12 protein-coding genes are annotated in these 13,066 nt (G+C 53.3%); 5 read left to right on the forward strand and 7 right to left on the reverse strand.

Features of this window, described 5'->3' with window-relative positions:
• The first annotated feature begins 258 nt into the window (after nucleotides 1–258).
• The gene (gene cycA, locus ACHHZ7_RS15620; RefSeq protein WP_048227199.1) at nucleotides 259–1,668 is read left to right on the forward strand and encodes a D-serine/D-alanine/glycine transporter; all 1,410 of its coding nucleotides are present in this window, start codon (nucleotides 259–261) and stop codon (nucleotides 1,666–1,668) included.
• 147 nt (nucleotides 1,669–1,815) lie between these two features.
• On the opposite strand, the gene ytfE is transcribed toward cycA, so the two are convergent.
• The gene (gene ytfE, locus ACHHZ7_RS15625) at nucleotides 1,816–2,478 is read right to left on the reverse strand and encodes an iron-sulfur cluster repair protein YtfE (RefSeq protein WP_003025690.1); all 663 of its coding nucleotides are present in this window, start codon (nucleotides 2,476–2,478) and stop codon (nucleotides 1,816–1,818) included.
• Between the two features lie 244 nt (nucleotides 2,479–2,722).
• On the opposite strand from ytfE, the gene ACHHZ7_RS15630 reads away from it, so the two are divergent.
• Nucleotides 2,723–4,294: a methyl-accepting chemotaxis protein gene (locus tag ACHHZ7_RS15630; RefSeq protein WP_060682843.1), complete on the forward strand. Its 1,572-nt coding sequence runs from the start codon at nucleotides 2,723–2,725 to the stop codon at nucleotides 4,292–4,294.
• A gap of 68 nt (nucleotides 4,295–4,362) precedes the next feature.
• Here ACHHZ7_RS15630 and ACHHZ7_RS15635 read toward each other — a convergent pair whose 3' ends face one another.
• The 3 genes from ACHHZ7_RS15635 to ACHHZ7_RS15645 form a co-directional block, all read right to left on the reverse strand.
• Complete coding sequence (locus ACHHZ7_RS15635; protein ID WP_003830433.1) at nucleotides 4,363–5,328, reverse strand: DMT family transporter; 966 nt, start codon at nucleotides 5,326–5,328, stop codon at nucleotides 4,363–4,365.
• Nucleotides 5,329–5,404: 76 nt separating this feature from the next.
• A complete protein-coding gene (locus tag ACHHZ7_RS15640) occupies nucleotides 5,405–6,229 on the reverse strand; it encodes an AraC family transcriptional regulator (RefSeq protein ID WP_048236498.1) in 825 nt (274 codons plus the stop codon).
• An 81-nt stretch (nucleotides 6,230–6,310) separates the two neighbouring features.
• A complete protein-coding gene (locus ACHHZ7_RS15645; RefSeq protein ID WP_060682842.1) occupies nucleotides 6,311–7,159 on the reverse strand; it encodes an SDR family oxidoreductase in 849 nt (282 codons plus the stop codon).
• A 90-nt stretch (nucleotides 7,160–7,249) separates the two neighbouring features.
• On the opposite strand from ACHHZ7_RS15645, the gene ACHHZ7_RS15650 reads away from it, so the two are divergent.
• A complete protein-coding gene (locus ACHHZ7_RS15650; protein WP_032934267.1) occupies nucleotides 7,250–7,630 on the forward strand; it encodes a helix-turn-helix domain-containing protein in 381 nt (126 codons plus the stop codon).
• Nucleotides 7,631–7,677: 47 nt separating this feature from the next.
• Here the strand turns inward: ACHHZ7_RS15650 and cpdB are convergent, their stop codons facing one another.
• Nucleotides 7,678–9,621 (reverse strand): 2',3'-cyclic-nucleotide 2'-phosphodiesterase, encoded by a 1,944-nt coding sequence (cpdB, locus tag ACHHZ7_RS15655; RefSeq protein WP_192463998.1) that lies wholly within the window; start codon nucleotides 9,619–9,621, stop codon nucleotides 7,678–7,680.
• A gap of 189 nt (nucleotides 9,622–9,810) precedes the next feature.
• On the opposite strand from cpdB, the gene cysQ reads away from it, so the two are divergent.
• On the forward strand, nucleotides 9,811–10,551 hold the full coding sequence (cysQ, locus tag ACHHZ7_RS15660) for a 3'(2'),5'-bisphosphate nucleotidase CysQ (protein WP_008786026.1): 741 nt from the start codon (nucleotides 9,811–9,813) through the stop codon (nucleotides 10,549–10,551).
• Here the strand turns inward: cysQ and ACHHZ7_RS15665 are convergent.
• Nucleotides 10,541–11,098, reverse strand: coding sequence for a YtfJ family protein (locus ACHHZ7_RS15665; protein WP_008786027.1), 558 nt, complete (start codon nucleotides 11,096–11,098; stop codon nucleotides 10,541–10,543). The genes cysQ and ACHHZ7_RS15665 overlap by 11 nt on opposite strands.
• A 328-nt stretch (nucleotides 11,099–11,426) precedes the next feature.
• Between ACHHZ7_RS15665 and ACHHZ7_RS15670 the strand changes: the two genes are divergently transcribed.
• Nucleotides 11,427–11,633 carry a DUF1107 domain-containing protein gene (locus ACHHZ7_RS15670; protein WP_003025710.1) on the forward strand — a complete coding sequence of 69 codons (207 nt, stop codon included), beginning with the start codon at nucleotides 11,427–11,429 and terminating at the stop codon, nucleotides 11,631–11,633.
• 66 nt (nucleotides 11,634–11,699) lie between these two features.
• Here ACHHZ7_RS15670 and ACHHZ7_RS15675 read toward each other — a convergent pair whose 3' ends face one another.
• Nucleotides 11,700–13,040, reverse strand: coding sequence for a hemolysin family protein (locus ACHHZ7_RS15675; protein WP_003830418.1), 1,341 nt, complete (start codon nucleotides 13,038–13,040; stop codon nucleotides 11,700–11,702).
• Nucleotides 13,041–13,066 lie beyond the last annotated feature (26 nt).

The raw sequence follows: 13,066 nt of genomic DNA on the forward strand, positions 1-13,066 counted from the left end.
AAAAGCTATAGTTACGTCGTTGTCGATATTTTATCTTGCAAATGCCCCATCAGCGTGTATTTTTGTGAGCTGATTCGCGCTATCAGAGTGATATGACACTCACTTTAAACATTAAATTAACATTATATCTAAATCTTAGTATTCATCCCGCCAATTCTTACCTAATATCGATGAGTCCTGATAACAGGATCGTCGTATCATAGACACACTAAAGGCCGTAGAGCCTGAACAACACAGACAGGTACAGGAAGAAAAAACATGGTAGATCAGGTAAAAGTCGACACCGCTGAAGAGGCGTCGTCTGAACAGTCGCTACGGCGCAATCTCACAAACCGTCATATTCAACTTATTGCTATTGGTGGCGCTATCGGTACTGGCCTGTTTATGGGCTCCGGTAAAACCATCAGTCTCGCCGGACCGTCGATCATCTTTGTGTATATGATCATCGGTTTTATGCTGTTTTTCGTGATGCGTGCAATGGGTGAATTGCTGCTCTCGAATCTGGAGTACAAATCGTTTAGTGATTTTGCCTCTGACCTGCTCGGGCCATGGGCCGGGTATTTTACCGGTTGGACCTACTGGTTTTGCTGGGTCGTTACCGGGATGGCAGACGTTGTCGCCATTACCGCGTATGCGCAATTCTGGTTCCCCGAACTCTCAGACTGGGTCGCCTCGCTGGCGGTGATCGTGCTACTGCTGAGCCTTAACCTCGCCACCGTAAAAATGTTCGGTGAGATGGAGTTTTGGTTCGCGATGATCAAAATCGTTGCCATTATCGGCCTGATTGTCGTCGGTCTGGTGATGGTGCTGACGCACTTCCAGTCGCCAACCGGCGTTCAGGCATCGTTCACGCACTTGTGGAATGACGGTGGCTGGTTTCCGAAAGGTCTGAGTGGCTTCTTTGCCGGCTTCCAGATAGCGGTGTTCGCATTTGTGGGTATTGAGCTGGTGGGTACGACCGCAGCAGAAACCAAGGATCCGGAGAAATCTCTGCCGCGCGCCATTAACTCGATTCCAATCCGTATCATCATGTTCTACGTGTTCGCGCTGATCGTGATTATGTCCGTTACGCCGTGGAGCTCGGTAGTGCCAACCAAGAGCCCATTCGTTGAACTGTTTGTGCTGGTTGGTCTGCCTGCTGCGGCGAGCCTGATCAACTTTGTGGTGCTGACTTCAGCTGCCTCTTCTGCAAACAGCGGCGTGTTCTCTACCAGCCGTATGCTGTTCGGTCTGGCGCAGGAAGGCGTGGCACCTAAAGCGTTTGCCAAGCTGTCTAAACGCGCAGTTCCGGCGAAGGGTTTAACCTTCTCCTGTATCTGTCTGCTGGGCGGCGTGGTGATGCTGTACGTGAACCCGAGCGTGATTGGCGCCTTCACCATGATCACCACCGTATCGGCGATTCTGTTCATGTTCGTCTGGACCATCATTCTTTGCTCGTACCTGGTGTACCGCAAGCAACGTCCTCACCTGCATGAAAAATCAATCTACAAGATGCCGTTAGGCAAGCTGATGTGCTGGGTATGTATGGCGTTTTTCGTCTTCGTACTGGTACTGCTGACGCTGGAAGAAGATACCCGCCAGGCGCTGATCGTCACGCCGTTGTGGTTCATCGCGCTGGGTCTGGGCTGGTTGTTTATCGGTAAGAAACGTATGGCAGGCGTGCGTTAATCGCTAAGACGTGAGATGTAGGCCGGATAAGGCGTTTACGCCGCATCCGGCACTATGCTGGCGGGGTTGCCTGATGCGGCTTCGCCTTATCAGGCCTACGTTCGAGGTCGTTGTAGGCCCGGTAAGCGCTAGCGCTACCGGGCTTTTTTATTCACCTGCGAGGGCACGCGGGAACAACACATTGTTTTCCAGGCTGATGTGTTCCATCAGGTCGTCGATCATCTCGTTAATGCCGTTATACATGGCTTTCCAGGTGGTGCAGGCCTCTGGTGGCGGCGTAACGTTATGGGTGATGTGTTTGATCACTTCTACTAGTTCACCCGCATCGTCATGTTCGCTTTCCATCACGCTGATTGGCCCCATCGCCTGGCTACCCATGCCCTGTTTAATCATCGGGAACAGGATCTGCTCTTCCTTCATCATGTGGCTGGACAGCTCTTCATGCAGCATGGTCAGGTTTTTTGCCAGACCGCGCGGTACGTTCGGTTTGTCTGCGTGAACGCGTTCAACTTTAGTGGCCTGCAGGATCAGCTCCGGCAGCTGTTCGCGGTGTCTGTCGTGATAACGCACGATGATATGGTCGATGATTTCAGCCAGAGCCACGGTACGCCAGTCTTTCTCCAGCGGCTGTTCAGCCAGCTGCGCGAGCTGCGCCTCAATAACGTCTAAATCCAGCTCTTTACGCGCGGCAGCGCGTGCCAGCGTTTGCTTACCGCCGCAGCAGTAATCCATATCGTATTTACGAAACAGGGCCGAAGCGCGAGGAATAGAGAGCGCCAGTTCACCTAAAGGTTGATCGCGATAAGACATTGCCGTTACCTCATTCTCAATAATATAAGGTGCATTTTAAATGCAACTTATGGCGAAGGATATAACCCTTTCGGGGTGGGGTGTTTTGTGAAGGGCGTCACGAAAATTTCTTATCTCGTTAAGATGCTGAATCTTATTGGAAAGGAAAGGTACGGCGAAAAAAGCCGCACGACAGGATTAAATAAGCGCACGCCGCTGCCGATAGTTAGACCTCAGACAATACCTGCATAATAAAAGGCTACAGATGTTCAAACGAATCAAAGTGATAACCTTACTTATCACCGTGTTACTCGCGCTGGGCGCAATGCAGCTCATCTCCGCGGGCGTCTTTATTGGCGCACTCAATAACGATAAGCAGAACTTTAACGTGTCTCAACTTTCCAGCCAGAACGTGGCCGAGTTTACCGATGCGTGGATTAGCCTGAACCAGGCTCGCGTCACGCTCAACCGGGGCATGCTGCGTTTACAGGGAACGATGGCCAGCGATATTAACGGCGGTCAATTGAAGGAGCTGGTGAACACGGCAAATCGCCTGTTGGCCGAATCGAAAGAGCATTACGATAAATACTACGCTCTGCCGGAAACGCCGGGGCTGGATGAGCATCTGGCCGATCGACTGGAAGAGCAGTACGGCATCTATTCTGCGACGCTGGCAAAAATGAACGCGCTGCTGGCTGAAGGAAAGCTGGAAGAGATGTTTAAGCAGAATGCCGAGCAAAAGCAAACGGCCATGCAGGACGTTTATCGGGAATGGCGTAGCGCGCAAACGGCGCTGGCCGCTGCCGGGGTGCAGGACAATGAGAGTGATTACCAGAAGATAATCTGGCTGCTGTCCGCGGTGATGCTGATTGTCGTCACCGTGATTATCGCCAGTTGGCTGGCGATGCAGCGAGTGCTGCTCAAGCCGCTCAACGAGGTGATGGGACATATTCGCCACATCGCTGCCGGTGACCTGACACACAGCATCAACGCCGATGGCAGCAATGAAATGGCGCTGCTGGCAAGTAACGTCCGTGACATGCAGCAGGCGCTGGCGAATACGGTCAGCGTGGTGCGTGACGGGGCCGATACCATCTATACCGGCGCGGGTGAAATCGCCGCAGGCAGTAACGATCTCTCTTCACGTACCGAGCAGCAGGCCGCCTCTCTGGAAGAGACCGCAGCCAGCATGGAACAACTTACCGCAACCGTGAGACAGAACGCAGATAACGCGCGTCAGGCGACCAGTCTGGCAAAAAATGCTTCACAGACGGCGCAAAAAGGCGGAACCGTGGTTGATGGTGTGGTGCGTACGATGGATGAAATCGCCACCAGTTCCAGCAAAATCGCGCAAATTACCAATGTTATCGACGGCATTGCCTTCCAGACCAATATTCTGGCACTGAACGCGGCGGTGGAAGCGGCGCGTGCGGGCGAGCAGGGGCGCGGATTTGCCGTGGTCGCAGGCGAGGTTCGGACGCTGGCGCAGCGTAGCGCTCAGGCGGCGAAGGAGATCAAAGCGCTGATAGATGACTCAGGGAATCGGGTCAATGCCGGTACGGCGCTGGTGCATGAAGCGGGTGAAACGATGGCGGAAATAGTTAGCGCCGTGACCCGCGTGACCGACATCATGGGGGAGATTGCCTCAGCTTCTGATGAACAAAGTCGGGGTATCGATCAGGTAGGCCAGGCGGTTGCCGAAATGGATCGCGTCACGCAGCAAAACGCCTCGCTGGTAGAAGAGTCCGCTTCCGCCGCTGCCGCGCTTGAAGAGCAGGCCGCGCGGTTGAACCAGACGGTAGCGGTGTTTAAAGTGTCGCGCCGGATGGCGGCGTAAACGCCTTATCCGGCCTACATGAGATCGTACAGTCCTTGTAGGCCGGATAAGCAGCGCCATCCGGCATATTATGATTGTGAAACCACCACGACGCTCGGTTTCTGCGGCTTGGCTCTGACGGCTATCACCACCCCAACCATCAGCAGTGCTATTCCGCTTACCGTCAGCAGAGGTGGAAATTCCTCGCGCAGAATAAAGGTGTACAACAGGCCAGCCAGCGTTTCGAAGACAATCAGCGGGCCGAGGATCACCGTCGGTAATTTTTGGCTGGCGACGTTCCAGCACAGTGCGCCAACCCACGAACACAATACCGCAATGGCTATCATCAGGCCGATAAACACACCCGGACGCGGACCGAAGGGCAGAGCGAAGTCCGGCGTTTGCCCGTTCAGCCACAGGCAGGCGGCAATATAACCGAGCAGAGAAACGGGCAACGTTACCAAAGCCTGGGCCGTCGCCCACATCATCGGGTGCTTATCCGGATTCTCGCGCAGCCAGCGGGCATTACGCAGCGCATACCATGCCCAACACACCACCGAGACAAGCGCCAGCGCGATGCCGGAACCATAACGCCAGCCACTAAAGTCTGGTAACCCCTGATTCAGCTCCGAGATATTCACGCACAGCAGTCCTATACCAATCAATACCAGCGCAGGCGACAGACGCCACCATGATAATTTGCCGTCACGCTGGCTGTAGAGTAGGTTAGCGAAGACTGGGATCACCACCGGTAATGTACCAATAATCATTGTGGAGACCGGTGCGCCGGTGCGCTGGATGGCGCTTGCCAGGCAAACGTAATAAATCAGATTCCCCATCATTGTTAGCGTCAGCGCAGTTACCCAGTCTTTCCGCACGAGTTGACGCAGGCGCGCACGTCCCAGCCAGGCAATCGGCAATGCGATCAGCCCCAGCGCCAGATAACGCCCCATCGACTGCAATACCGCCGGGTATTCCGGTACGATCAGCGGTCCAACAAAAATTAATCCCCACATCAGCCCGGCCAACAGGGCATACAACACACCGCTAATCATTTTGGACATCCACATCGTTTAACAATACGTCGAGTGTAGGCAGGAAAAATGCTGCCGTATTGTATGAGATTGCTGATCAACGCCGGACGACTTGTTTCTGATAACGCACCGGCGTAATGCCGTAGCGATGGGTAAACGCGCGGGTGAGATGCGACTGGTCGGTGAGGCCGGTTGCGGCGGCGACCTCTGCGGCGGGCATACCGTAAGTGAGAAAACCTTTGGCTCGCCACAACCGGATCGCCATCAGCATCTGGTGCGGCGTGACGTGGAAATGAGACTTAAACTGGCGCTGAAAATGCCAGGGACTCAGCGATGCAACCCGCGCCAGCTCGTCGAGCGTGACCGGATGCATATAATTATCGTGCAGATACTCGCGTACCCGTTCAAAGCGATGCGCCCCCTCCGTTAATACTGGCGCATGGCGGGCCAGCGGCTGGAACGTGTCGATCAGATCGAGTAGAAGGCCTTTTTGCGCCAGCGGATCTTCAGTGTTCCACAGGCCATGGATCAGCGAGCAGATCTGGCGCGAGCGCAGCGGATCGTGACGCGTTACGTCATGAAACCACCAGTGGCGGATCCCGGTGACCTCTTCCAGAAGGTCGGGTTCAAGATAAATCATCCGATAGCGCCAGCCGTCGGCGGTTTCGGCTTCGCCGGTATGCAGCTCATCGGGATTCATGGTGACGACGGAATGGGCGGGGGCAACATACTGCGTGCCGCGATAGCGAAAACGTTCGGCTCCGGCTTCTATCGCGCCAATGCCAAACGCTTCATGGGTGTGCGGCTCGAAAGCGTAACGCGAGATGTGTGCATGATACAGCTCAACGCCCGGCACCTGCGCCAGATGGTGAAAGCGGGCGCTGTCTTTCTCATCAATAAACTGCTCAGGTACACCTTGCACGTTTTCTCTCCCCACGCATCATCCTGTCATTATCAGAGAGGATGCGCGGGGATGCCACCACAATTAACTAATTTTTAACACTTACACGATGCCTTTGACGCTGTCAGCCAACGAGGTGGTCGGGCGACCAATCAGTTTGCTCAGCGTATGGCTGTCGTCGAACAGACCACCTTTGGAGGCGCCAGTGTCTGAGTCAGCCAGCATGTCCGCCAGCCCGGCAGGCAGGCCTACACCTTTTAGCGCGGCGGCAAAATCTGCTTCGCTCAGGTTCTGATACACCACTTTTTTACCACTCTGTTTTGCCAGCTCGGCAGCCAACTGGCTCAGGGTCCAGCCTGCGTCGCCCGCCAGTTCATAAGTTTTACCGGCGTGACCGTCTTCACTGATGACGCGCGCGGCGGCAGCGGCATAGTCGGCGCGGGTCGCTGAGGCAATTTTGCCTTCACCTGCAGCCCCGATAAACACGCCGTGTTCCAGTGCAGCCGGTGCGCTGGCGAGATAGTTTTCGGTGTACCAGCCGTTACGCAGCAGCGCGTAGGCGATACCGGATTCAGCCAGCATCTTCTCGGTTGCCACATGCTCATCAGCCAGCCCCAGCGGGGAGGTGTCGGCGTGCAGCAGGCTGGTGTAGGCGATGAATTTCACGTGCGCGGCTTTCGCTGCGTTAATCACGTTGCGATGCTGCGGGGCGCGTTGTCCCACTTCGCTGGAGGAGATTAGCAGTAGCTTGTCGATACCCTGTAAGGCAGTCGTAAAGGCGGCTTCATCGCTGTAATCCGCCTGACGAACGGTAATGCCCTGCTGGCTAAGCGCCGTCGCTTTAGCGGGATTACGCACAATTGCCACAATCTGGCTGGCAGGAACGGTTTTCAGCAGAGATTCAATAACGTGTTGGCCCAGTTGGCCGGTGGCGCCGGTAATTGCGATCATGGAGTGACTCCTTGGTATTGGTCTTGTGTTTAATCACGCTAACACCTAAACTTACTTTTAGTAAGTACGAACAAAAAGGTTAGTATGAAAATGACAGCATCGACGCTCTCCCAGCAGTTACGCGATGGCAACTTGTTTGCCGAACAGTGTCCCTCCCGTGAGGTGTTAAAACACGTCACCAGCCGCTGGGGCGTGTTGATTCTGGTGGCGCTGCGCGACGGTACGCACCGTTTCAGCGATTTGCGCCGTAAGATGGGCGGGGTCAGTGAAAAGATGCTGGCGCAATCCCTGCAAGCGTTAGAGCATGATGGGTTTATCAATCGGGTGTCGTATCCGGTGGTGCCGCCGCACGTGGAGTATAGTCTGACGCCGTTGGGTGAGCAGGTGAGCGATAAAGTCGCCGCGCTGGCGGACTGGATAGAACTGAATTTGCCGCAGGTTTTAGCGCAGCGGGACGAACGGGCTGCGTAGTTTTGTAGGCCGGATAAGACGCTATTGCGCCGCATCCGGCACGAAAATTACTTACTTAAATCCAGCTGATAAATAGCGAAACCGATGTCATCGGTCGCGACTTTCTTCAGCGGATACTGGCCTTTCTCTTTAATAAATGCCGCGGCTTTATCAGACGGTGATGTTTCAAAGCGAATATCCAGTGGTGTATCGCTATGAATTGGCGCCAGACGCCAGTTGTTATCTGCCGCCGGGTGAATTTCACCGGCACGCTTCGTCTCAGCACCAACCCAGGCCGCCAGCACCGAGCGGTTTTCATCCGGAGAAGCAAACGCGATGTGGCTGTCGCCGGTTCCGGCAAACTTACCGCCGTAGGCGCGGTAGTTGTTGGTCGCGACGAGGAAGGTGGCATTCGGATCGATTGGTTTGCCGTTAAAGGTCAGATTTTTAATACGTTCCGCTTTCGGGTTAATGGTCTGACATTCACCGTCGTAGCGAGCAGGTTGTGAAACATCAATCTGATAATTCACGCCGTCAATCACGTCGAAGTTATAGGTACGGAAGCCATCCCAGTTAATCAACGACTGTGGTTTGCTGCTGTGGATATCAATCTGATTGAACTGCCCGGCGGAACATTCCAGCCACTCTTTCACCTCTTTGCCACTGGCTTTCACTACCACCAGGGTGTTGGGATAAAGATACAAATCAGCGGCGTTACGGAAGGTTAACTGGCCTTTTTCGACTTCTACGAAGCTTGCCGGATCGTTCTTGCGTCCACCGACCTTAAACGGCGCGGCGGCGGAAAGTACCGGCAGTTTTGCCAGATCCGGATCGCCCTGAATAAAGTGTTCCACATAGGCTTTCTGCGCGTTGTTCACCACCTGTACGGTCGGGTCATCCTGTACCAGCGCCAGATAGCTGTACATGTTGTCGGCGGATTTACCGATCGGTTTGCTGACAAACTCACGCGTGGCGTCGTGATCGGCTTTCAGGATCTCAACGATTTTTTTGTCTTCTGCTGCCAGTGATTTTTTGGCTGCGGCGTCATAGATCGGGCGCGCCTCGGCTTTCGCCTGAGTGACCTGCCATTTACCGCTGTCGTTATTCAACACTAAATCCACCACGCCCAGGTGATCGCCCCACATACCCGGCATCACCGCAGGAACCCCATTCAGCGTACCTTTTGTGATATCTGCGCCTTTAATATTGGCAAAGTCTTTACCCGGGAAGACGGCGTGAGCGTGACCAAACATAATGGCATCCACGCCCGGTACTTCGCTGAGGTAATAAACGGAGTTTTCCGCCATTGTTTGATATGGGTCGGCAGAAAGCCCGGAGTGAGCAACCACCACCACAACATCGGCGCCTTTTTCTCTCATTTCCGGAACGTATTTGCGTGCAGTTTCCGTAATGTCGTTCACCGTGACTTTGCCGCTGAGGTTGGCTTTATCCCAGGTCATAATCTGCGGTGGAACAAAGCCGATATAGCCAATCTTCAGCGTCTGCTTGTTCCCTTCCTTGTCGACCACTTCAGTGTCTTTGATCAAGTAAGGCGTAAACAGCGGCTTTTTGGTCTTCACGTCGATGATATTGGCGTTAACGTAAGGGAACTTCGCTCCGGCCAGCGCGTTGTGCAGATACTCCAGACCGTAGTTGAATTCATGGTTGCCGAGGTTACCCACCGCGTAATCCAGGGTATTCAGCGCCTTATATACCGGGTGAGTATCGCCCGCTTTCAGCCCCTTGGCCGCCATGTAATCCCCGAGCGGGCTACCCTGAATCAGATCGCCATTATCAACCAGCACGCTGTTTTTGACTTCACCACGCGCAGCGTTGATCAAACTTGCCGTACGTACCAGACCGAATTTTTCAGTCGGTGTATCTTTGTAATAATCGAAATCCATCATATTGCTATGCAAATCAGTGGTTTCCATTATACGCAGATCGACGGTCGCGGCATTGACGCTGGCTGCAATCAGCGTTGCCAGAAGCGTTGCACTAAACTTAATCATCAGGGGGCATCCTTTTAAGATCTAAGCCACAAAAGAAAATGTATATAAATCTTCTTGCTTACAGAACTGTGAATCATGACATGAATATAGCGTTTAAAACCGCAGACGCTATCACAGTTGGCGGATCCCCTGACGATCGGGTATAAGTAAAACAACGAGTTAACACCACTGACAGAAACGAGGTGGAGAATGCTAGAACATGTATGCCAGCTTGCACGGAACGCGGGCGATGCCATTATGCAGGTCTACGATGGAATCAAACCGATGGAGATTACCAGCAAGCAGGATGATTCTCCGGTCACGGCGGCAGATATCGCCGCACATACGGTGATCCTCGAAGGATTACTGGCGCTGACGCCGGATATTCCGGTTCTGTCTGAAGAGGCGCCTCCTGGCTGGGATGTTCGCCAGCATTGGCAGCGCTACTGGCTGGTGGACCCGCTGGACGGGACCAAAGAGTTCATTAAGCGTAACGGTGAATTTACCGTCAATATTGCGCTGATCGAGAAAGGAAAGCCGGTTCTGGGCGTGGTTTACGCGCCGGTAATGAAAGTGATGTACAGCGCAGCAGAAGGTAAAGCGTGGAAAGAAGAGTGCGGCGTACGCAAACAAATTCAGGTTCGTGACGCGCGTCCGCCGCTGGTGGTCATTAGCCGCTCGCATGCCGACAATGAGTTAAAAGAATATCTGCAACAGTTGGGTGAGCACCAGACCACGTCGATTGGCTCATCGCTGAAGTTCTGCCTGGTGGCGGAAGGGCACGCACAGCTGTATCCGCGTTTTGGGCCAACCAACGTGTGGGACACCGCCGCTGGCCATGCCGTTGCAGCCGCAGCCGGAGCGCACGTTCACGACTGGCAGGGGAAACCTCTGGATTACACCCCACGTGAATCGTTCCTCAACCCCGGCTTCCGCGTCTCTATTTACTGAGTAATTTGTGCAGCAGGGCAATTACCTGCTGCACCTCTTCCTGCGTTAATGCGCCATCTTTTGCCCACTGCACGCGTCCGTCCTTGTCGAGTACGACGATAGCGGAACTCTCTTCATCCAGTTGCCAGGCTTTACGCGCAATGCCATTGCTGTCGACAATGAATTGCGACCACGGGTAGAGCTTCTTATTGCTCTCCAGACTGCTGCGCACAAACATACCGGAGCCGGGAATGGCGTCATCCGTGTTGACAATAGTAGTGGTCTGGTATTTGTCGTGCGGCAGGTTGGCGGCTTTGATTGCCTCGATCAGCGTCGCATTTTTCTCTTTGGCGGAGGTGCGTCCGGCAATGTGTTGCACAATTCGCACTTTGCCTGGCAACTGCGCGCTATTCCAGCTTTTGTAGCTAAACTTATCGTTATCGAGAATCAGTTCGCCGCGATCGGCGATCCCCACCGGCGGTACGCGCTGGTCAGTCTCAAACTTATGTGCGGAGGCAATCATCGGCAGTAGCAGGCACGACAGCGCCAGCAGATTTCGTAAGGTCATAGGTTTTCCTTCTTTCTTTTATTTTGCAGGTGATCCGACCACTTGGGTCTGGAATTTAATCATATGTGCGAATGATGCTTTTTCCCGCAAGCGCGATGCCAGTTTGCGGACGGGCGCACAAATCCTGCGAAAAATGAAGGCTTATACTAAAGACAGCGAAGCGTTGAAAAGATAATTCTGAATAATTGTAACTTGAAGGTAAATAAACTTATACACGCTGGAAACATCAACGAGATAGTCTATAGTCATAGGGCATTAAAATTTGCGCCTGAGGATTGTCGGACCGATTGTGGTACCGCAAAGGCGTAATGCTCAGCAGGAGACAACAATGAAAATTTTCCAACGATACAACCCGCTGCAGGTGGCGAAGTACGTGAAGATCCTGTTTCGTGGACGGTTATATATCAAGGATGTAGGCGCTTTTGAATTTGATAAGGGTAAGATTCTTATCCCAAAAGTGAAGGACAAACTGCATTTTTCCGTGATGTCCGAAGTTAACCGTCAGGTCTTGCGTCTGCAAACTGAGATGGCTTGATCAAAGTGCTATGCAGTAGTTAAAAAAACGGCTCCTGATGGGAGCCGTTGATGTTTCTGTAAGGCGTTAAGACGCCTTTGCCTCTTCTTTTGCATCTGGCAGTTTTGGTACCAGAACGGTAGGTTTACTGTCCAGACGCGTCACCAGCAGCTGATCGATCTTGTAGTTATCGATATCCACCACTTCAAATTTGTAACCTGAATACTTCACCGAGTCGGTGCGTTTCGGGATTTTACGCAGCATAAACATCATAAAGCCGCCGATGGTTTCATAGTTGCCGGACTGCGGGAACTCGTCGATATCCAGCACGCGCATTACGTCATCAATCGGTGTACCGCCGTCGACTAACCATGAGTTTTCATCACGTGCCACAATCTGCTCTTCCAGACCCTGACCTACCAGATCGCCCATCAGCGTCGTCATAACGTCGTTGAGGGTGATAATCCCCACCACCAGCGCGTACTCGTTCATGATGACGGCAAAGTCTTCGCCTGCGGTTTTGAAGCTTTCCAGCGCTTCAGAGAGCGTCAGCGTGTCCGGGACGATCAGCGTATTGCGGATCTGTACGCCGCTGTTCAGCGCCATGCTTTGGTTTGCCAGTACGCGGTTGAGGAGATCCTTTGAATCAACATAACCAATGATGTGGTCGATATCTTCGTTACACACCAGGAATTTGGAGTGCGGATGTTCCGCCACCTTGTTCTTCAGGCTTTGCTCATCTTCATGGAGATCGAACCAGATAATATTCTCGCGCGAGGTCATTGAAGACGGGACGGTACGGGATTCCAGTTCGAATACATTTTCAATCAGCTCATGCTCCTGCTTGCGCAGAACACCCGCCAGCGCACCCGCTTCGACCACGGCGTAAATGTCGTCCGAGGTGATGTCGTCTTTACGCACCATTGGGATCTTAAACAGACGGAAAATGTTGTTTGCCAGACCGTTAAAGAACCACACCAGCGGGCGGAAGACCAGCAGGCAGAAGCGCATCGGGTTGATGATACGCAAAGCCACAGCTTCTGGCGCAATCATACCGATGCGTTTCGGGGTTAAATCCGCGAACAGGATGAACAGGCCAGTAACCAGCGAGAACGACAGAATAAAGCTTAACTGTTCGGACAGCTCTGGAGTGAAGTACTTCGAGAAAAGGCTGTAAAACGCCGGGGAGAATGCTGCATCACCGACGATACCGCCGAGAATGGCGACCGCGTTAAGGCCAATTTGCACGACGGTAAAAAACATGCCGGGGTTTTCCTGCATCTTCAAAACACGTTGTGCGTTTACGTTGCCTTCATCGGCAAGCAGTTTAAGTTTTATTTTGCGTGATGCAGCAAGCGAGATCTCAGATATCGAGAAAAACGCACTCACGGCGATCAGGCAGAGAATGACTAAAATACTGTTTAACATATCTTATCCGACCGTTCGGGTCAGAT

The sequence above is a fragment of the Citrobacter freundii complex sp. 2024EL-00216 genome (assembly GCF_043945515.1).
Lineage (GTDB): Bacteria > Pseudomonadota > Gammaproteobacteria > Enterobacterales > Enterobacteriaceae > Citrobacter > Citrobacter portucalensis.

Excerpts from the sequence above, each read along its gene's own strand:
- ACHHZ7_RS15675 (WP_003830418.1), bottom strand. The coding sequence starts at position 13,040 with ATGTTAAACAGTATTTTAGTCATTCTCTGCCTGATCGCCGTGAGTGCG.
- cycA (WP_048227199.1), top strand. The coding sequence starts at position 259 with ATGGTAGATCAGGTAAAAGTCGACACCGCTGAAGAGGCGTCGTCTGAA.
- ACHHZ7_RS15650 (WP_032934267.1), top strand. The coding sequence starts at position 7,250 with ATGACAGCATCGACGCTCTCCCAGCAGTTACGCGATGGCAACTTGTTT.
- cpdB (WP_192463998.1), bottom strand. The coding sequence starts at position 9,621 with ATGATTAAGTTTAGTGCAACGCTTCTGGCAACGCTGATTGCAGCCAGC.
- ACHHZ7_RS15665 (WP_008786027.1), bottom strand. The coding sequence starts at position 11,098 with ATGACCTTACGAAATCTGCTGGCGCTGTCGTGCCTGCTACTGCCGATG.
- ACHHZ7_RS15645 (WP_060682842.1), bottom strand. The coding sequence starts at position 7,159 with ATGATCGCAATTACCGGCGCCACCGGCCAACTGGGCCAACACGTTATT.
- ytfE (WP_003025690.1), bottom strand. The coding sequence starts at position 2,478 with ATGTCTTATCGCGATCAACCTTTAGGTGAACTGGCGCTCTCTATTCCT.
- ACHHZ7_RS15630 (WP_060682843.1), top strand. The coding sequence starts at position 2,723 with ATGTTCAAACGAATCAAAGTGATAACCTTACTTATCACCGTGTTACTC.
- ACHHZ7_RS15635 (WP_003830433.1), bottom strand. The coding sequence starts at position 5,328 with ATGATTAGCGGTGTGTTGTATGCCCTGTTGGCCGGGCTGATGTGGGGA.
- ACHHZ7_RS15670 (WP_003025710.1), top strand. The coding sequence starts at position 11,427 with ATGAAAATTTTCCAACGATACAACCCGCTGCAGGTGGCGAAGTACGTG.
- cysQ (WP_008786026.1), top strand. The coding sequence starts at position 9,811 with ATGCTAGAACATGTATGCCAGCTTGCACGGAACGCGGGCGATGCCATT.